At 61.6% G+C, this 18,297-nt stretch carries 16 protein-coding genes; 12 read left to right on the top strand and 4 right to left on the bottom strand.

Annotation, left to right across the window (positions count from 1 at the left end; translation table 11 throughout):
* Window positions 1–22: 22 nt before the first annotated feature.
* From GH983_RS14790 to GH983_RS14770, 5 genes are all read left to right on the top strand, one after another.
* Entirely contained in the window at window positions 23–1,606 is a 1,584-nt protein-coding gene (locus GH983_RS14790; RefSeq protein WP_153762794.1) for a DHA2 family efflux MFS transporter permease subunit, read from the top strand.
* 170 nt (window positions 1,607–1,776) lie between these two features.
* Window positions 1,777–2,802 carry a LacI family DNA-binding transcriptional regulator gene (locus GH983_RS14785; protein WP_153762793.1) on the top strand — a complete coding sequence of 342 codons (1,026 nt, stop codon included), beginning with the start codon at window positions 1,777–1,779 and terminating at the stop codon, window positions 2,800–2,802.
* Between the two features lie 23 nt (window positions 2,803–2,825).
* Window positions 2,826–4,274 (top strand): xylulokinase, encoded by a 1,449-nt coding sequence (gene xylB, locus GH983_RS14780; protein WP_153762792.1) that lies wholly within the window; start codon window positions 2,826–2,828, stop codon window positions 4,272–4,274.
* Window positions 4,275–4,420: 146 nt separating this feature from the next.
* Window positions 4,421–5,731 carry a xylose isomerase gene (gene xylA / locus GH983_RS14775; protein ID WP_153762791.1) on the top strand — a complete coding sequence of 437 codons (1,311 nt, stop codon included), beginning with the start codon at window positions 4,421–4,423 and terminating at the stop codon, window positions 5,729–5,731.
* Between the two features lie 233 nt (window positions 5,732–5,964).
* Window positions 5,965–6,546 carry a DedA family protein gene (locus GH983_RS14770; RefSeq protein ID WP_054148144.1) on the top strand — a complete coding sequence of 194 codons (582 nt, stop codon included), beginning with the start codon at window positions 5,965–5,967 and terminating at the stop codon, window positions 6,544–6,546.
* Here the strand turns inward: GH983_RS14770 and greA are convergent.
* Both greA and GH983_RS14760 read right to left on the bottom strand, forming a co-directional pair.
* Window positions 6,543–7,025, bottom strand: coding sequence for a transcription elongation factor GreA (greA, locus tag GH983_RS14765; RefSeq protein ID WP_054148145.1), 483 nt, complete (start codon window positions 7,023–7,025; stop codon window positions 6,543–6,545). The genes GH983_RS14770 and greA overlap by 4 nt on opposite strands.
* Window positions 7,026–7,141: 116 nt before the next feature.
* Window positions 7,142–8,161: a LacI family DNA-binding transcriptional regulator gene (locus tag GH983_RS14760; RefSeq protein WP_153762790.1), complete on the bottom strand. Its 1,020-nt coding sequence runs from the start codon at window positions 8,159–8,161 to the stop codon at window positions 7,142–7,144.
* 175 nt (window positions 8,162–8,336) lie between these two features.
* Here GH983_RS14760 and GH983_RS14755 point away from each other — a divergent pair, with 175 nt between their 5' ends.
* The 4 genes from GH983_RS14755 (at window position 8,337) to GH983_RS14740 (ending at window position 13,188) form a co-directional block, all read left to right on the top strand.
* Window positions 8,337–9,863: a sugar ABC transporter ATP-binding protein gene (locus tag GH983_RS14755; RefSeq protein WP_069043387.1), complete on the top strand. Its 1,527-nt coding sequence runs from the start codon at window positions 8,337–8,339 to the stop codon at window positions 9,861–9,863.
* Between the two features lie 97 nt (window positions 9,864–9,960).
* On the top strand, window positions 9,961–10,971 hold the full coding sequence (locus tag GH983_RS14750; RefSeq protein WP_054148148.1) for an ABC transporter permease: 1,011 nt from the start codon (window positions 9,961–9,963) through the stop codon (window positions 10,969–10,971).
* 69 nt (window positions 10,972–11,040) lie between these two features.
* Window positions 11,041–11,994: a substrate-binding domain-containing protein gene (locus GH983_RS14745; RefSeq protein WP_069043388.1), complete on the top strand. Its 954-nt coding sequence runs from the start codon at window positions 11,041–11,043 to the stop codon at window positions 11,992–11,994.
* 141 nt (window positions 11,995–12,135) lie between these two features.
* Complete coding sequence (locus GH983_RS14740; RefSeq protein ID WP_153762789.1) at window positions 12,136–13,188, top strand: sugar phosphate isomerase/epimerase; 1,053 nt, start codon at window positions 12,136–12,138, stop codon at window positions 13,186–13,188.
* 2 nt (window positions 13,189–13,190) lie between these two features.
* Here the strand turns inward: GH983_RS14740 and GH983_RS14735 are convergent, their stop codons facing one another.
* Window positions 13,191–13,826, bottom strand: a complete 636-nt coding sequence (locus tag GH983_RS14735; RefSeq protein WP_153762788.1) for a CatB-related O-acetyltransferase — start codon at window positions 13,824–13,826, stop codon at window positions 13,191–13,193.
* A 182-nt stretch (window positions 13,827–14,008) separates the two neighbouring features.
* Here GH983_RS14735 and GH983_RS14730 point away from each other — a divergent pair, with 182 nt between their 5' ends.
* Complete coding sequence (locus tag GH983_RS14730) at window positions 14,009–15,196, top strand: Gfo/Idh/MocA family protein (protein ID WP_153762787.1); 1,188 nt, start codon at window positions 14,009–14,011, stop codon at window positions 15,194–15,196.
* 386 nt (window positions 15,197–15,582) lie between these two features.
* Window positions 15,583–16,956: a GH1 family beta-glucosidase gene (locus tag GH983_RS14725; RefSeq protein ID WP_153762786.1), complete on the top strand. Its 1,374-nt coding sequence runs from the start codon at window positions 15,583–15,585 to the stop codon at window positions 16,954–16,956.
* Between the two features lie 33 nt (window positions 16,957–16,989).
* Here the strand turns inward: GH983_RS14725 and GH983_RS14720 are convergent, their stop codons facing one another.
* Window positions 16,990–17,385, bottom strand: coding sequence for a helix-turn-helix domain-containing protein (locus tag GH983_RS14720; protein ID WP_054148154.1), 396 nt, complete (start codon window positions 17,383–17,385; stop codon window positions 16,990–16,992).
* Between the two features lie 161 nt (window positions 17,386–17,546).
* Here GH983_RS14720 and GH983_RS14715 point away from each other — a divergent pair, with 161 nt between their 5' ends.
* Window positions 17,547–18,185 (top strand): NAD(P)H-dependent oxidoreductase, encoded by a 639-nt coding sequence (locus GH983_RS14715; RefSeq protein ID WP_153762785.1) that lies wholly within the window; start codon window positions 17,547–17,549, stop codon window positions 18,183–18,185.
* The last annotated feature ends 112 nt before the right edge of the window (window positions 18,186–18,297 follow it).

Genomic DNA, 18,297 nt, shown 5'->3' with positions numbered 1-18,297 from the left:
ACGTTATCGAAAGGGCCGTGTCATGGCCGCAATCACCTCAACAGCCATCGCGCCCTCGGCACCTGCCGAGGAGCGGATGGATCCGAAACGCGTCTTCGCCTTCCTGGCGATGGTGTTCGGCATGTTCATGTCGATCCTCGACATCCAGATCGTTTCGGCCTCGCTTGCGGAAATCCAGGCCGGTCTCGGCGCTGGATCCGACGAGGTTGCCTGGGTGCAGACCTCCTATCTGATCGCCGAAGTGATCATGATCCCGCTGTCCGGCGTGCTGGCCCGGATCGTTTCGACCCGTGTGCTCTTCACCTTTTGTGCGGCGGGCTTCACGCTCGCCAGTGCTCTCTGCGCCACGGCCACCAATATCGAGCAGATGATCGTCTACCGCGCGATCCAGGGCTTCATCGGCGGTGGCATGATCCCGTCCGTCTTCGCGGCTGCGTTCACCATCTTCCCGCCGTCCAAGCGCAACATCGTCTCGCCGATGGTCGGTCTTGTCGCCACACTCGCGCCGACGATCGGCCCGACGATCGGCGGTTACATCAGCCATGCCATGTCGTGGCACTGGCTGTTCCTGATCAATGTGATCCCGGGGATCCTGGTCGCTGCTGCAGCCTGGAGCCTGATCGATTTCGACAAGCCTGATCTCAAGCTTCTGAAGAAGTTCGACTGGTGGGGACTGGCCTCGATGGCGGTTTTCCTCGGCACGATGGAATTCGTGCTGGAGGAGGGCAACAACAAGGACTGGTTCAACGACCACCATATCGTGCTCGGCACCGTCGCTATGGTGATCGGCGGGGCGATCTTCTTCTGGCGCGTCTTCAAGGTCGAGTTGCCGGTCGTGGACCTGCGCGCATTCTCCAATGCCAACTTCGCCTTCGGCTCGCTGTTTTCCTTCGTCATGGGTGTCGGCCTCTATGGTCTTACCTATCTCTACCCCCTCTATCTCGGGCGTATCAGAGGTTACGACTCGCTGATGATCGGCGAGACCATGTTCGTCTCGGGTGCCGCGATGTTCCTCACCGCGCCGGTGGCGGGCGCACTGTCGAACAAACTCGATCCGCGCGTGATGATGATGATCGGTTTTTCCGGCTTCGCGCTTGGTACCTACATGATGACCGGGATTACGGCAGACTGGGACTTCTACGAACTCCTGGTGCCTCAGATCCTGCGTGGTTGCTCGCTGATGATCTGCATGGTGCCGATCAACAACCTGGCGCTCGGCACGCTGCCGCCGGACCGCATCAAGAACGCTTCCGGCCTCTTCAATCTGACTCGAAACCTCGGCGGTGCGGTCGGGCTTGCGATCATCAACACCATGCTGACGCAGAGATCCGACGACCATTATGCGCGGCTTTCCGAGCAGCTTTCCTGGGGCAATCAGGCGGCTCTAGACTGGCTCGCCAGTGTCGGCGCCAACTATGACAGTTATGGCCTTGATGGCACGGCGGTGGCGATCAAGAAGCTGTCGGGTGTGGTGACGCAGCAGGCCTGGCTCCTCTCCTTCATGGATGTGTTCATGGGGCTGACGGTGCTCTTTATTGCGCTGGTCTTCATGGTGCTGCTTCTCAAGAAGCCGAAGGGTGCTGCACCCGCTGGCGCTGGCCATTGACACCACCATGCCCGGGTAAGCTTGCGGGTTCAGGCTCTCCCTTGATCTCCAAGGCTCAGACCGCCTCACATGTTGAGGCGGTCTCTTTTTTTCGAGCGAAAGAGGTACGTACGTCAAATTCTGATTTACGTACCTCATTCGTCGGTGTAGGACAGGCGCCGGAGGAGAGAATGAAGCCGACTGTCCATGACATTGCGAGCCGTGCGGGCGTCAGCCTTGCCACCGTCGATCGGGTTTTGAACCGTCGGCCGGGGGTGAGCGCGCGGACCCGGGAGAAGGTGGATCAGGCTGTCAGCGAGCTCGGCTTCGTCCGCGACGTGGCGGCGGCGAACCTTGCCAAGGGGCGTGTCTATCCGCTGACATTCATCATTCCCTCGAACGACAATTCCTTCATGCGGGGCTTGAGGCTTGCACTCGAAGAGGCAAGCGCACGTGCCGGCGTCGAGCGCATCTCGATCCGGTTGGTCGATGTGCCGGCTTTCGATGCCGCAGCGCTTGCTGCCGCTCTCAGGCAGGCGGCAATGGAGGAGCCGGCGGGCATTGCCTTCGTCGCTGTCGATGCTCCAGAGGTTGCCGCGGCTGCGGCCGAGATTTCAGAGAGTGGCATTCCGCTTGTCACCCTGGTCTCGGATCTCTCGGGCGCAGAGCGAGATCATTATGCCGGGATCGACAATACGGCTGCCGGGCGGACGGCTGCGAGCCTGCTTGGACGGTTTGCCGGTGGTCGCAGTGGTACGGTCGCGGTGCTCGCGGGCTCCATGCTGGTGCGCGACCATCGTGAGCGCTGCGATGCCTTCGCCGCCGTGATGGCTGCGGACTTTCCCACGCTTGCCTTGCAGCCGGTGCTCGAAGGTCGGGACGATCCCGATGTCGTCGAGCAGTTGGTCGCCGACCTTTTTGCAAGCCGCAGCGACATCGTTGCACTCTACAGCCTGGGGGCCGGCAATCGCGGTCTCGTCCGGGCGTTGGACCGTCTGTCGCCTGAGCGCCGTCCGGTCGTGATTGCCCATGAGCTGACGGAGACGACGCGCGGGGCGCTCCAAGCGGGCCTCATCGATGCCGTGCTCAATCAGGATGCCGGCCACGAGGTGCGCAGTGCCATTCGTGTCTTGAAGGCCAAGGCCGACGGGTTGCCTGTCGTCGCCGCCCAGGAGCGCATTCGTATCGACATATTCTTGAAGGACAATCTGCCCTGAAGGCAGAGGATTGGAGGACACCCATGTATCTCGGATTGGATCTCGGCACATCCAGCGTTAAGGCGATGCTGATCGACGGCGACCAGAAGGTGGTCGGTGTCGGTCATGCCGGTCTCACCGTGCAGCGGCCGCATCCGGGCTGGTCGGAACAGGCGCCCGGCGACTGGCTCAAGGCCACGGAGGAGGCGGTCGCGGCGTTAAAGGCGTCGCATCTCAAGGAGCTTGAGGCGGTCAAGGGCATCGGACTCTCCGGGCATATGCATGGCGCGACGCTCATCGACGCCAAGGACCAGGTGCTCCGGCCCTGCATTCTCTGGAACGACACGCGCAGCCATGCGGAAGCAGCGAGCCTTGATGCTGATCCGCGCTTCCGCGCGCTGACCGGCAATATCGTTTTCCCGGGCTTCACGGCCCCGAAGCTTGCCTGGGTGAAGAACAATGAACCCGACATCTTTGCCCGGGTGGCGAAGGTATTGTTGCCGAAGGATTACCTGCGGCTCTGGCTAACGGGCGAGTATCTCTCCGACATGTCGGATTCGGCCGGCACGAGCTGGCTCGATACGGGCAAGCGGGCCTGGTCGAGCGAGTTGCTCGAAGCGACGGGTCTGGCCGTCGAGCAGATGCCCGGCCTCGTCGAGGGCACGGATCGCGCCGGCACACTGCGCGCCGAACTCGCCGAGAAATGGGGCCTTGGCTCCGACGTCGTCGTGGCCGGCGGGGCAGGGGACAATGCCGCCTCTGCCTGCGGCATGGGCACGGTTGCCGAAGGCCAGGCCTTCGTCTCGCTCGGCACGTCGGGCGTGCTCTTCGCGGCCAACGCCTCCTATCTGCCGAAGCCGGAAAGTGCCGTGCATGCGTTTTGCCACGCGCTGCCCAGGACCTGGCACCAGATGGGTGTCATCCTGTCGGCCACCGACGCGCTCAACTGGCATTCCGGCGTGACCGGCAAGTCGGCTGGCGAGCTGACCGCCGAACTGGGTGATACCTTGAAGGCGCCCACCGGGGTTACTTTCCTTCCCTATCTCTCGGGCGAACGCACGCCGCACAACGACGCCAAGATCCGCGGCGCCTTCATCGGTCTCGGTCATGAGAGTGATCGGGTCGTGCTGACCCAGGCGGTGCTGGAAGGCGTGACCTTCGCCATCCGCGACAGCCTCGAGGCGCTGAAGTCTGCTGGGACCTCGATCAGCCGGGTCACCGCCATCGGCGGCGGTTCGCGCTCGCGCTACTGGCTGTCATCGATCGCCACCGCGCTCGACATGCCGGTCGACATTCCCGCCGACGGCGATTTCGGGGCTGCCTTCGGTGCGGCACGGCTTGGGTTGATTGCAGCTACGGGGGCGGATCCGCTTTCGGTCTGCACGGCGCCGCAGACGGCGGAGACTGTTGAGCCGGTCAAGGCGCTGAGCTCGGTTTACGAGACGGCTTACGGCCGCTACCGGGCGCTTTATCCGGCGATCCGCGGACTTTGAACTTCCACCTCCCCCTTGAGGGGGGAGGTCGCTGCGCAAGCAGCGGGTGGGGGCGATCCCCACCATCACCCCACCCCGGACCTTGCGGTCCGACCCTCGCCCTCAAGGCGAGGGTGGAAATACAAACACACCAAGGAGGACTACCCATGAGCACAGGTTTCTTCGGCAATATCCAGAAGATCAAATATGAAGGCGAAGGCAGCACAAACCCGCTGGCCTTCCGCCACTACAATCCGGACGAAGTCGTCCTTGGCAAGCGCATGGAAGACCATCTGCGCTTTGCAGTCGCCTATTGGCACACCTTCGTGTGGCCCGGCACCGACCCGTTTGGCGGAAATACATTCGAGCGTCCCTGGTTTCAGGACACGATGGCCGCGGCGAAGATGAAGGCCGATGTTGCCTTCGAATTCTTCCAGCTGCTCGGCACGCCCTACTACTGCTTCCACGACGCCGACGTTCGCCCTGAGGGCGCGAGCTTCGTCGAGAACACCAAGAACCTGAACGAGATCGTCGACTACTTCGCTCAGAAGCAGGAAGAGACGGGCGTCAAGCTTCTCTGGGGCACGGCGAACATGTTCTCGCATCGTCGCTATATGTCGGGCGCTGCGACCAATCCGGATCCTGACGTTTTCGCCTTTGCCGCTGCGACCGTGAAGACTTGCATGGATGCGACGCTGAAGCTCGGCGGCGAGAACTACGTACTCTGGGGCGGCCGCGAGGGTTATGAGACCCTGCTGAACACAGACCTTGGCCGTGAACTCGACCAGATGGGCCGTTTCCTCAACCTTGTCGTCGAATACAAGCACAAGATCGGCTTCAAGGGCGCGATCCTGATCGAGCCGAAGCCGCAGGAGCCGTCGAAGCACCAGTACGACTACGATGTCGCGACCGTCTATGGCTTCCTGAAGCGTTACGGCCTCGAAAACGAAGTGAAGGTCAACATCGAGCAGGGCCACGCGATCCTCGCCGGCCACTCGTTCGAGCACGAACTGGCACTTGCCAATGCGCTCGGCATCTTCGGCTCGATCGACATGAACCGCAACGACTACCAGTCCGGCTGGGATACCGACCAGTTCCCGAACAATGTTCCGGAAATGGCGCTGGCTTACTACCAGGTCCTGCAGGCCGGCGGCTTCACCACGGGTGGCACGAACTTCGACGCCAAGCTGCGTCGTCAGTCGCTCGACGCCGAAGACCTGTTGATCGGTCACATCGGCGGTATGGACTGCTGCGCCCGTGGCCTGAAGGCAGCGGCGAAGATGGTCGAGGACAAGGCGCTGTCCGGCCCGCTCGGCTCGCGTTATGCCGGTTGGGACAAGGCCGAGAACCAGAAGATGCTGCGCGGCGAAGAAAGCCTCGATGCGATCGCTGCCCGCGTCGAAGCCCAGAACGTCAACCCGCAACCGGTGTCCGGCAAGCAGGAGCTGCTGGAAAACGTGGTCAATCGCTACGTTTGATCTCGGGTATTTTCAATGAGAAAGGGGCCGGGGCGCGCAAGCGTCCTGGCCCTGTTCATTGAATGCGACGGACTGTTCCAGCACCCCGCAGTCACACTGGTCGCGCCAACAAAGGAGCTTGTCATCGACAAGCCTGCGCTCAAGGATCACGCGAAAGAAAAATCCAGGAGAGCGTACAGGCCGTAGACTGGGACTGGATGTGTGCGTTCCTTGGATTGGCCTGGTGAAGTGATATGGACGGTTTGTCTGATCTCATAAGAGAATACGGGACATGGATCTACATCCTGCTTTTTGCATACTGCATGTTGAAAAGCGGTAGTCTCCCCTTGTTCGCCGGCTATGCGGCCCAAACACAAGCTTTGGATTTGCCCCTTGTTTTGGTCGTGACTTTCGCGGGAGGTTACCTGGGTGACGAAGCACGGTTCTTCATCGCCAGACGATACGGGGACGCTTGGCTGAAGAGGTGGCGCTTTGCTGAAAAGGCCCATGCGGGCGCCACAGCCTTAATTGCAAAATACGGCTGGGCTTACATCTTCATTTACAGATATCCCAAGGGCATGCGCACCATCGGTGCGCTTCCGATTGGTCTCGGCTCAATGTCCTGGGCCAGATTTACCGTTCTCAACGCAGGATCAGCGATAGTTTGGACGATCTGCCTGGTTATGGCGGGCTTCGTTTTTGGCGCACAGGTGGAGGAAGCGGTCAAAACAGGCTGGGGCTTTGCAAGTGTTGTTTTGCTTGCGGTTTTGGTCCTCCTGACGTGTTTCGCATGGTGGCGGATCAATCAGATAGCTCGCTCGACGACCGCCCTTTAAGCTATCGCGGTGATCTCCAGTTCCTGGTCGCCGACCGTCACCACATCGCCGACACCCTTTCCCATCAGCTGGCTTGCGACCGGCGACACAAAGGAGATCGAGCCCGTTTTGGGGTCCGCCTCGTCCTCACCGACGATCCGGTATGTCTGCACGCGGCCGTCATCGCGTTCGAAGGTAACCTTGCTACCAAAGGCAACGACCGTGTTGTCGTCCGGGTCAGGGATTATCTGGGCGTTGTGCAGCCGTTCCGTCAGGTATTTTAGGTCACGATAGGGCACGGCCGACTGGCGTCGACGCTCGTTGATGTCCTCTATTGCTTGTGCTGCGAGATAGGCGGCGCGCGCCTCTTCTGCGTCGGTCTCGAGGAGCCTGAAGCCTGACGCCGTCACAAAGTTGGGATGGGGCGAGATTGGTCGATCCGGCAGATGGGTTTCTGCTGCGGTTTCCGAACTTTCTTCCTTGGTGAAGGCGACACTCATCTGTGACTTCCGATTGCTGGCTGGGGCGGGCTATTGAGCCGCCAATTTAGGTGTATGTCGGTCAACGGCCCAGACCGAATATGGGTCCATCGGCAAAGGATGGCGGTGCGGCAAGGCTAACGCCTGGCCGGTCCGGCCACAGAGCCCCGTACGATCAGGTCCGGCATCAGCAGGATTTCCTGGCGCTCGGTCGGGCGATCGGCGAGTGACTTGATCAGCAGCGACATGGCCTGACGGCCGATTGCCGTTCTGGGCTGGCGGATGGTGGTCAGTGCCGGGGTCACATAGGTCGCCTGTGGCACGTCGTCGAAGCCGATGACGGAGAAGTCGTAGGGCAGGTCGTAGCCGCGGGCGGTCAGGCCGTTGATCACGCCGACGGCGGTCGCATCATTGACGCACATGAATGCGGTCGGCAGCTGATCGCGCATGAAGAGTTGTTCCACCGCAAGGCGCCCGCTTTCGATAGTGCCTTCACCTTCGAGGATGAAACGTTGTTGGGGCGGTATGCGGGCTGCATCGAGCGCAATGTCGAAGCCCTGGCGGCGGCGCTGGTGGCCAAGCCGCGTCTTGCTGTCGCCGATGAAGGCGATCGAGCGGTGCCCGGCCGACAGCAGATGTTCGGCCGCCTTGCGCGCACCGGCTATGTCATCGACGCCGACATAGGAGATCTTCGAGCCGAAGACGGGTTCGAAGACGGCGACTGAGGGCGGCAGCCGTTGGCCGATGACCTGGTGCCCGAAGGGTTCATGGCCGGTGAAGAGCACGAGGCCAGTCGCCTGGCCGGAACTCAGGAACTTCAGATATTCGAGCCCGCGCTCGGGATCGTTCTGGGTATGGCCGATAAGAACGCCGAAGCCATGCGCACGCGCTTCGTTCTCGAGACCGATCAGGGTCGAAGAGAAGTTGGGGTCGCCGATATCGGGGGCGAGGATCAGGATCATGTTCGACCGGCCCATGCGCAGCGAGCGCGCCATGGCATTGGTCGTGTAGCCGGTGATGGCGATCGCCTGGTTCACGCGCTGGCGCGTCGATTTGGCCACCTTGTCGGGGGTGTGGATCGCACGACTGACCGTCGCGATCGACACTTCCGCGATGCGTGCCACGTCCTCGATCGTCGCTGGTGCTTGGTCCGGCACGCGGCTTTATCCCCTATCCGTCTGGAATCGTTGGAGACCTTACATTCACTGCTGCGGTTGCGAAAGCTGAGAGGGAACAAATTGTCCCTATGAGTGGATGATGTAAACCTTTACATCGACCATGTAAAGGTTTACAGAGAGGGCATAGCGGTTGAGGAGCCGCCGGGAGGATTACATGACATTGGCTGGGGACGAGGCGCGGACACCCGTGCTCGTGGCGGAGCGTATCTCCAAATCATTTGGCGACGTGCAGGTGCTGTTCAGCGTCGATTTCGACGTGTTGCCGGGCGAGGTTCACGCGCTCATGGGCGAGAATGGTGCCGGCAAATCGACGCTGGTGAAGATCCTCTCAGGCTTCGAGCAGGCGACGGCCGGTCGCATCCTTCTGGATGGAGAGCCGGTCACGCTGCCGGCCAATGGCTCGGCCGAGGCGCTCGGTATCGTGCTCATCCACCAGGAATTCAATCTTGCCGACCATCTCACCGTCACCGAGAGCCTTTTTCTCGGTCGTGAAGTCACGCGTTTCGGTTTGCTCGATCGCAAGACGATGCGAGCGGAGGCGCGGCGTGTGCTCGATCAACTCGGCTCCAGGATCGATGAGAATGCGCTGATCAGTTCGCTGGCCGTCGCCGACAAGCAGATGGTCGAGATCGCCAAGGCGATCAGCCGCAAGGCGCGGATCGTTTTCATGGACGAGCCGACGGCCGTTCTCTCACGCGACGAGACCGAGGTTCTCTTCGATCAGGTGCGCAAGCTGCGTGCGCGGGGAACGAGTTTCGTCTTCGTCTCCCACAAGCTCGACGAGGTCATGGAGCTGACCGACCGGGTCACGGTTCTGCGCGACGGCCAGTGGGTCAAGACCGCGCCGACCTCGGCGCTCGACAGCGAAGCGATCGCCCAACTGATGGTCGGGCGTGAATTGTCGAGCCTCTATCCAACGAAACATGAACCCAATGTCGACGAAGAGATCGTTCTTTCCGTGCGGGATCTCACGACTGGTTTCGTCCGGAATGCCAGCTTCGAACTGAAGCGCGGCGAAGTGCTCGGGTTTTCCGGCCTGATCGGGTCGGGGCGTACGGAGCTGATGGAGGCGGTGGCGGGCCTGCGTCCGCGTCTGTCGGGCGAGGTCAGGCTTAAGGGTGCTGTGCTGGAGGCTGGAGATTTTCGCGAAGCGAACCGGCGTGGGCTCGCCTATATGACCAAGGATCGCAAGGGCAAGGGCTTGTTGCTCGGCGAGGGCATGACGGCGAACCTGACGCTGCAGTCGATGGATAACCATGTGCGTCACGGCTATCTCGATCCCGGCAGCGAGGCGAAGGCGATGGCGCGGGCCAAGCGACGCTTCGATATCCGGGTGCGCGACGAGAAGGTCCGCGTCGGGCGCATGTCCGGTGGCAATCAGCAGAAGCTGCTGCTTGCCAAGATCATGGAGGTCGAGCCTCAGATCATCATCATCGATGAGCCGACGCGCGGCATCGATGTCGGGACCAAGCAGCAGATCTATCATTTCATCGCAGCCCTTGCCCGCGAGGGCCGCTCGATCATCGTCATCTCCTCTGAGATGCCGGAGGTGATCGGTCTGTGCACGCGGGTTGCCGTGATGCGCGAGGGCCGCATGGTCGGTTTGCTCGAGGGCGAAGACATCAACGAACAGACCATCATGCGCTACGCCGCCGGCCTGAAACGGCAGATGGCGAGCTGAGTGATTGCATCAGCCCGGCGGCAAGGCCGGGCTTGAACACGAAGACTTCAGGGTGCGCGACCTCGAAACGAGGCGTGCGGGAGGAGACGGGAAGACCATGACTGCCGAGACTGAAACGACCACACCTGGCCGCTCACGCCGCACCTTTCGCGATGTGGACCTGCGTGCCGTTGCCCCCTTCGCCGCGCTTCTGATCCTCCTGATCGTCGGCGCGCTGGTGAACCCGAATTTCATCGGCCTCACAAACCTTGCCAATGTCGCGACGCGCTCGGCCTTCATCGCCATCATCGCCGTTGGCGCCACTTTCGTCATCTCCTCGGGGGACCTTGATCTCTCCGTCGGATCAATGGTGGCTTTCGTTGCCAGTCTGATGATCCTGTTCATGAATTCCGGCGCGATTGCGGATCCCGGCCTGATGATCGCGGCGGCCATGGCGCTTGCCATCGTCATCGGCTCGCTCTGCGGTCTGGCCAACGGGTTGATCACCACCGTCGGCAAGATCGAACCCTTCATCGCCACGCTCGGCACGATGGGCATCTATCGCGGCCTGACCACCTGGCTCTCCCAGGGCGGGGCGATCACGTTGCGCGATCCGGCCCAGCAGGAAATCTACCGGCCGGTCTATTTTGGCTCGATCCTTGGCCTGCCGGTGCCGATCGTCATCATCCTCGTCGTGACCGCGATTGCCGCCCTCGTGCTCTATCGCACGCGTTACGGTCGTCATGTCGTTGCTGTCGGCTCGAACCGTGACGTCGCGCGCTATTCCGGCATTGCCGTCGACCGGGTGCGCACCATCGCCTTCGTCATCCAGGGGCTTTGCGTGGCGATTGCCGTGCTGCTTTACGTGCCGCGCCTCGGCTCGACGTCCGCCACCACGGGCATCCTCTGGGAACTGCAGGCGATCACCGCCGTCGTTGTCGGCGGTACGGCGCTCAAGGGCGGGGCTGGCCGTGTCTGGGGCACGATCTGCGGCGCCTTCATCCTCGAGCTTGTCGGCAACATCATGCTGCTCTCGAACTTCATCTCCGAATATCTGATCGGGGCCATACAGGGCACGATCATCATCATCGCGATGCTCGTCCAGCGGTCGCTGGCGCGCAAGGCGTAAGGAAACGGCCGGGCAGGAGGGTCGCCCGGTCCGTTCAAACTCGACCCTCGTCACTTTGGGAGGAAACCAATGCACAAGAAACTTTTGGGTATGGCTGTCGCCATGACCGCGCTGGTGTCGATCTTCGGCGCGGCGCAGGCCCAGGACACCAAGACGATCGGTGTCTCGATCCCGGCCGCAACACATGGCTGGACATCGGGCGTCATCTATCATGCCGAACGTATCGCCAAGCAGCTGATGGAGCGTCATCCCGGCCTCAACGTGGTCGTCAAGACCTCTGCCGATCCGTCCAGTCAGGCGAATGCCGTGCAGGATCTGGCGACGCAGGGCATCGACGCGCTCGTCATCCTGCCGACCGATCCCGATCCGCTTGTCAACGCCATCCGCCAGATCAAGGACAGCGGCAAGTTCGTCGCACTCGTCGACCGTGCGCCGTCGGTCAATGACAATTCGGTCCGCGATCTCTACGTGGCCGGGAACAACCCCGCTCTCGGCGAAGTCGCCGGCAAATACATTGCCGAAAACAATCCGGATGCAGAAGTCGTCATCATCCGCGGCATGCCGATCCCGATCGACCAGCAGCGCCAGGATGGCTTCGACAAGGGCATCGAAGGCTCCAACGTCAAGGTCCTCGACCGCCAGTTCGGCAACTGGAACCGCGACGACGCCTTCAAGGTCATGCAGGACTACCTCACCAAGTACCCGAAGATCGATGTGGTCTGGTGCCAGGATGACGACATGGCTGTCGGCGTGCTGCAGGCCATCGAGCAGGCCGGCCGTACTGACATCCAGTACATCATCGGCGGTGCCGGTTCGAAGGACATGATCAAGAAGGTCATGGACGGCGACAAGATGGTGCCGGTCAACGTTCTCTATCCGCCGTCGATGGTCGGCACTGCGATGGAACTGACGGCTGCTGCCCTCTACGACAGCGTTCCGGTGCATGGCACCTACACGCTCGACGCGACGCTGATCACGCCTGAGAACGCGGAAGGCTACTACTTCCCGGATTCGCCGTTCTGATCTCCAGGACTGCGACGCCATTGTCTGCCCGGGTTTTTCCCGGGCAGATTTCCGCTGTAAACATCATTGCGGTTGTGTCGAAATTCCATCTCCTGTAATCGTTCACGGAAACGTTGCAGGAATACTCAGGGAGGAGAATTCATGAAGACGATCAAGGGACCGGCGATCTTTCTCGGCCAGTTTGCGGGTGATGCCGCACCTTTCAACACCTGGGATGGGATTACCAAATGGGCGGCCGAAAAGGGTTATGAGGGCGTCCAGGTTCCGACCTGGGCCGGCCAGCTGATGGACCTGAAGAAGGCCGCTGAATCCAAGGATTATTGCGACGAACTCGCCGGCGTGGCGCGCCAGAACGGCGTCGAGATCACTGAACTCTCCACCCACCTTCAGGGCCAGCTGGTCGCGGTTCATCCGGCCTATGACGAAGCCTTTGACGGCTTTGCGGCACCCGAAGTGCGCGGCAATCCGAAGGCGCGGCAGGAATGGGCCGTGAGCCAAGTGAAATACGCGCTGAAGGCCTCGCGCAATCTCGGCATCAAGGCGCATGCGACCTTCTCGGGCGCGCTCGCCTGGCCCTATATCTATCCCTGGCCGCAGCGCCCGGCCGGTCTCGTCGAGACCGCCTTCGACGAGTTGGTGCGCCGCTGGACGCCGATCCTCGATTATGCCGAGGAGCAGGGCGTCGATGTTTGTTACGAGATCCATCCGGGCGAGGACCTGCATGACGGCGTCACCTTCGAGATGTTTCTGGAGCGGGTGAAAAACCATTCCCGCGCCAACATGCTCTACGACCCGTCGCATTATGTGCTGCAGTGCCTCGACTATCTCGACAACATCGACATCTACAAGGACCGGATCAAGATGTTCCACGTCAAGGACGCGGAGTTCAATCCGACCGGCCGGCAGGGCGTCTATGGCGGTTACCAGGGCTGGGTGAACAGGGCAGGGCGTTTTCGCTCGCTCGGCGACGGCCAGGTCGATTTCGGCGCGATCTTCTCGAAGATGGCGGCGAACGATTTCGACGGCTGGGCCGTTGTCGAGTGGGAATGCGCGCTGAAGCACCCGGAAGACGGCGCCCGCGAAGGAGCCGATTTCGTCCGGGCGCATATCATCCGCGTGACCGAAAAGGCCTTCGACGACTTCGCTTCCGGCGGGACCGACGATGCGGCCAACCGGCGGATGCTGGGTCTCTGAGGCTAGACTTGGCTGAGGGCGGCGATGTCGCCGCTCTCGAGGTAGGGCAGGGCGCGTTCGATCTTGTCGAGCGGCCAGTCCCACCAGGCGAGTGCCAGCAGGTCGGCGATCTCCTCGTCGGTGAAGCGCATACGGATCACGGTTGCCGGGTTGCCGCCGACGATGGCGTAAGGCGGCACGTCACGGGTGACGACGGCGCGGGCTGCAATGATGGCTCCGGAGCCGATCGTGACCCCCGACATGATCGTTGCACCATGGCCGATCCAGACGTCGTGGCCGACAACGGTGTCCTGGAAAGGCAGATCCTGGTAGCCGTCGATGGTCTCGGGGCTGAAGACGCGGAAGGGATAGGTCGTCACGCCCGACATGGCATGGTTGGCCGAGCTTGTTATGATGATTGCCTCCCGGGCGATCTGGACGAAGCGGCCGATCACCAGACGTTCCTGGCTGAAGGGGTAGAGATAGGGCGCGAGGATCGCTGCCGTTTCGTCCACTTTGCCGGAATGGGTGAAATAGCTGAAGTCGCCGATCTCCATGCGCGGATGGTCGATGACGGCAGCAAGCTGGACGGTCTCGCGGTAGGGTGTGCCATCGGCAAGCGTGATGGGATAGGCTTGTCTCGGGTCGAGAAAAGGCATGGTCGAGATCCTTGCAAAGGCGGAGTTATGGCGTCGCGTCGATTGCTGACACCGGCTCGGTTGCTTTGCCTCTGAGGAGGCGGATCTCAGTTGTTCACTGTCAGGGCATCCTTCTTCTCGGGTGCCAGTCTAACGGATCTGGAGCGTGAACTCCAGACGCAGCTCATGAAGGAGGACGCATCATGGCGATCGAAGCAAGCAAGTCGGGCGAACGGACACCAAAGATCCGGTTGGGGATGGTCGGCGGCGGCGCCGGCGCCTTCATTGGCGCCGTGCATCGGATGGCAGCCCGTCTCGACGACCAGTATAACCTCGTTGCCGGTGCTCTGTCCTCGACGCCGGAGAAGTCGGTGGCCTCCGGCCGCGAACTCGGGCTCGATCCGGAGCGTTGTTATGGCTCCTATGAGGAGATGGCGGAGAAGGAAGCGGCCCGTCCCGATGGCATCGAGGCGGTGTCGATCGTGACGCCCAACCATTTGCATTTCCCGGCGGCCAAGGCTTTTCTGGAGCGCGGCATCCACGTCATATGCGACAAGCCGCTGACCTCGAACCTCGAAGATGCCAAGGCGCTGAAAGCTGTTGCCGACAAGGCGAAGGCACTGTTCATCCTCACCCACAATTACACCGGCTATCCCATGGTGCGGCATGCGCGCGAACTGGTGCGCTCCGGCGAACTCGGCGATCTCCGCCTGGTGCAGATGGAGTATCCGCAGGATTGGCTGGCCGAGCCGATCGAGCAGACCGGACAGAAGCAGGCTGCCTGGCGTACCGATCCGAAGCAGTCGGGCGCTGGCGGTTCGACCGGCGACATCGGCACGCATGCCTATAATCTCGGCTCGTTCATCTCCGGCCTCGAACTCGACGAGCTGGCGGCCGACGTGCACACCTTCGTCGAAGGTCGGCGTCTCGATGACAACGCCCATGTGATGCTGCGCTTCAAGGCCAAGGGTACAGAAACGCCCGCCAAGGGTCTGCTGTGGTGCAGCCAGGTGGCGACCGGCAACGAGAATGGGCTGAAGGTTCGCATCTACGGCACCAAGGCTGGCATCGAATGGACGCAGGCCGATCCGAACTATCTGTGGTTCACGCGTCTCGGCGAGCCGAAGCAGCTGATCACACGTGGCGGGGCAGGGGCGAATGCTGCGGCTGGCCGTGTGACCCGTATTCCGTCGGGTCATCCCGAGGGTTATCTGGAAGCCTTCGCGACGATCTACACGGAAGCCGCTGCCGCCATCAATGCGGCGAAGTCGGGTGCTGCTGTCGATCCGGCGGTGGTCTATCCGACTGTCGATGACGGCGTGAAGGGTGTGGCGTTTGTTGAGGCTTGCATTGCATCGTCTAAGCAGAATGGTGGCTGGGTGAAGGTGTAACTCCACCTCCCGCTTGAGGGGGGGAGATCGCCGGGTGTCTCCCTCTTCTCCCCAGCGGGGAGAAGGTGCCCGAAGGGCGGATGAGGGGGAGCGAAGCTCAGGCTGTCTGTTCAACGCTTCGCCGATCCGCCCCCTCACCCCGCCTCCGCTTCGCTCAGCGACCCTCTCCCCGAGGGGAGAGGAGGTCACGCAGGCGCTCTGGCAGCCCCGGAGTTACCCACCCCGGAGCTTTGCTCCGACCCTCCCCCTCAAGGGGAGGGTGTGAAAACTGCAACGTTGCAGTTTTTTGTTTCTGCCGTCTTCACCGCGTCGTTCGATTGCTCTAAACCGCTCATCGAAAGACCAGCGGCGGACCTTTCGCCCTGATATGACGAAGGACATGTTTGATGATCGATCCCAAGGCTCTTGCCTCGCGTTTTCCCGGTGACTTCCTGTTCGGGGTCGCGACCGCCTCCTTCCAGATCGAAGGAGCGTCGAAGGCTGACGGGCGCAAGCCCTCGATCTGGGATGCGTTCTCCAACATGCCGGGCCGGGTCTTCGGGCGGCACAATGGAGACATGGCCTGCGATCACTACAACAGGTGGGAAAGCGATCTTGATCTGATCAAGGACATGGGCGTCACCGGCTATCGGTTCTCGATCGCCTGGCCGCGTGTCCTGCCCGAAGGGACCGGACCGATCAATGAGAAGGGCCTCGATTTCTACGACAACCTCGTGGACGGATTGAAGGCGCGGGGCATCAAGGCCTATGCAACGCTCTATCACTGGGATCTGCCGCTCTCCCTTATGGGCGAGGGTGGATGGACGGCGCGGTCGACGGCACAGGCCTTCCAGCGCTACACCAAGGTGGTCATGGAGCGTCTCGGCGATCGGCTGGATGCGGTTGCAACCTTCAACGAGCCCTGGTGCTCTGTCTGGCTCAGTCATCTCTACGGGGTTCATGCGCCGGGTGAGCGCAGCATGGATGCGGCCCTTCATGCGCTGCATTACACCAATCTCGCGCACGGGCTTTCCGTTCAGGCGATCCGCGACGTCAGCCCGAAGGTGCCGGTCGGGCTGGTGCTAAATGCCCACGAGACGCTGCCGGGCTCCGACAGCGCTGAAGATCTCGCTGCCGCCGAACGCGCGCATCAGTTCCACAATGGCGTCTTCTTCGATCCAGTCTTCAAGGGCGAATATCCGGCCGAGTTCCTCTCGGCGCTCGGCCATCGCATGCCCAAGATCGAGGACGGCGATCTCGGCATCATCAACCAGAAACTCGACTGGTGGGGGCTGAACTACTACACGCCGATGCGCGTTGCCGACGATCCAACACCGGGTGCGGAATTCCCGGCGACTGTCAATGCGGCTCCGGTTTCGGATGTGAAAACCGATATCGGCTGGGAGGTCTATGCGCCGGCGCTGAAGTCGCTCGTCGAGCGTCTCTATGCCCGCTACGACCTGCCGGTCTGCTACATCACCGAGAACGGCGCCTGCTACAATATGGAAGTCGAGTCTGGCGAGGTCGAGGACCAGCCGCGGCTCGACTATTACGCCGAACATCTCGACAAGGTCGCCGACCTGATCGCTGACGGATATCCGATGCAGGGCTATTTCGCCTGGTCGCTGATGGACAATTTCGAATGGGCCGAGGGCTACCGAATGCGCTTCGGCCTCGTGCATGTCGATTACGACACCCAGGTCCGCACCATCAAGAAGAGCGGCAAGTGGTATCGTGATCTTGCCTCAGAGTTTCCGAAGGGGAACTTCAAGGCGGATTGACCGGGCAGGGGGCTCTGGCCCCCGTAATCCTGGTCAGCCGAGCTTGATCAGCTTGTTGCCGGCATCCACTTCGTTGCGCCGGTCGAAGTCTGCACGGGCCGACTGGATGCGGTCGTGATGGGTGAAGACCCAGCCACCTAGCGCCCGGATCGGCTCGCCGAAAGAACGGCCGAGATCGGTCAGAGCATATTCCACCTTGGGCGGCACGGTCGGGTGCACCGTGCGCTCTACGATGCCGTCGCGTTCCAGTGCGCGCAGTGTCAATGTCAGCATGCGCTGGGATATGCCGACGACGGAGCGCTTGAGATCGGAAAAGCGCTGCGGCCCGTCTCCCAGCATCATGATGACCAGAACCGTCCATTTGTCGCCCAGTCTCGCCAGCATTTCGCTGACGGTCTGGCACTTGGTCGGGTCATAGTTGTCGCACATCGTGGTTCCAATCGTTCCATCGGTGTAACCTGGTATCAAAAATGTGCCTTCTTGCACAAATTTTCCGGTTCCATATCTAGGCCTGGTTACGAATTTATACCAGACCCGACCGGCCGTGCCAACTCCCGTGGCGCCTTGAGGGTTCAAACAGGAGCGACACGATGTCCGCATTGATTGAAAAGCTGAACTGGCGTTACGCCACCAAGAAGATGGACCCTTCAAAGCCCGTGTCCGAGGACAAGGTCGAGCGCATTGTCGAGGCCGCGCGTCTCGCACCGACCTCCAGCGGCCTGCAGCCCTTTGAAGTGATCGTCGTTACCAACAAGGACGTCCGTGCAAAGATCCAGGAAATCGCCTGGAACCAGGCGCAGGTGACCGAAGGTTCGCATCTTCTCGTCTTCGCCGCCTGGGACAACTACACGGTCGAGCGCATCAACCACATGTTCGACCTGACCAACGAGGAGCGTGGCTTCAAGAACGAAGGCTGGGAGAATTATCGCCAGATGCTGCTCGGCATGTATCCGGGTCGCGATGCCGACGTGAACTTCGAGCATGCCGCCCGCCAGGCCTATATCGGCTTTGGCATGTCCGTTGCTGCTGCCGCCTTCGAAGGCGTCGATGCCACCCCGATGGAAGGCTTCGATGCGGCCAAGCTCGACGAGATCCTGGGCTTGCGTGAAAAGGGCCTGCGCTCGGTGACGATCCTGCCGCTCGGCTATCGCGCCGCCGAAGGCGACTGGCTTGCCGGACTGAAGAAGGTGCGTCGTCCGAAGGATGAGTTCGTCTCCGTCGTCGACTGACCATCCGTCTATCCGTGTCGGTTCCTCCAGGCCGACCTGCAAAGGGCTCCGGGAAACCGGGGTCCTTTTTCGTTGCATATCAGGATATTCGGGTGGTTGGTTATTCTGCATG

This window comes from Agrobacterium sp. MA01 (assembly GCF_009650195.1).
Classification (GTDB): Bacteria; Pseudomonadota; Alphaproteobacteria; order Rhizobiales; family Rhizobiaceae; genus Allorhizobium.
This window is presented reverse-complemented; position numbering and strand designations above follow the sequence as displayed.

Coding starts and splice junctions, on each gene's coding strand:
- GH983_RS14715 (WP_153762785.1), top strand. CDS start 17,547: ATGTCCGCATTGATTGAAAAGCTGAACTGGCGTTACGCCACCAAGAAG.
- GH983_RS14755 (WP_069043387.1), top strand. CDS start 8,337: ATGACATTGGCTGGGGACGAGGCGCGGACACCCGTGCTCGTGGCGGAG.
- GH983_RS14740 (WP_153762789.1), top strand. CDS start 12,136: ATGAAGACGATCAAGGGACCGGCGATCTTTCTCGGCCAGTTTGCGGGT.
- GH983_RS14725 (WP_153762786.1), top strand. CDS start 15,583: ATGATCGATCCCAAGGCTCTTGCCTCGCGTTTTCCCGGTGACTTCCTG.
- GH983_RS14735 (WP_153762788.1), bottom strand. CDS start 13,826: ATGCCTTTTCTCGACCCGAGACAAGCCTATCCCATCACGCTTGCCGAT.
- GH983_RS14750 (WP_054148148.1), top strand. CDS start 9,961: ATGACTGCCGAGACTGAAACGACCACACCTGGCCGCTCACGCCGCACC.
- GH983_RS14720 (WP_054148154.1), bottom strand. CDS start 17,385: ATGTGCGACAACTATGACCCGACCAAGTGCCAGACCGTCAGCGAAATG.
- GH983_RS14730 (WP_153762787.1), top strand. CDS start 14,009: ATGGCGATCGAAGCAAGCAAGTCGGGCGAACGGACACCAAAGATCCGG.
- greA (WP_054148145.1), bottom strand. CDS start 7,025: ATGAGTGTCGCCTTCACCAAGGAAGAAAGTTCGGAAACCGCAGCAGAA.
- GH983_RS14770 (WP_054148144.1), top strand. CDS start 5,965: ATGGACGGTTTGTCTGATCTCATAAGAGAATACGGGACATGGATCTAC.
- xylB (WP_153762792.1), top strand. CDS start 2,826: ATGTATCTCGGATTGGATCTCGGCACATCCAGCGTTAAGGCGATGCTG.
- GH983_RS14745 (WP_069043388.1), top strand. CDS start 11,041: ATGCACAAGAAACTTTTGGGTATGGCTGTCGCCATGACCGCGCTGGTG.
- GH983_RS14785 (WP_153762793.1), top strand. CDS start 1,777: ATGAAGCCGACTGTCCATGACATTGCGAGCCGTGCGGGCGTCAGCCTT.
- xylA (WP_153762791.1), top strand. CDS start 4,421: ATGAGCACAGGTTTCTTCGGCAATATCCAGAAGATCAAATATGAAGGC.
- GH983_RS14790 (WP_153762794.1), top strand. CDS start 23: ATGGCCGCAATCACCTCAACAGCCATCGCGCCCTCGGCACCTGCCGAG.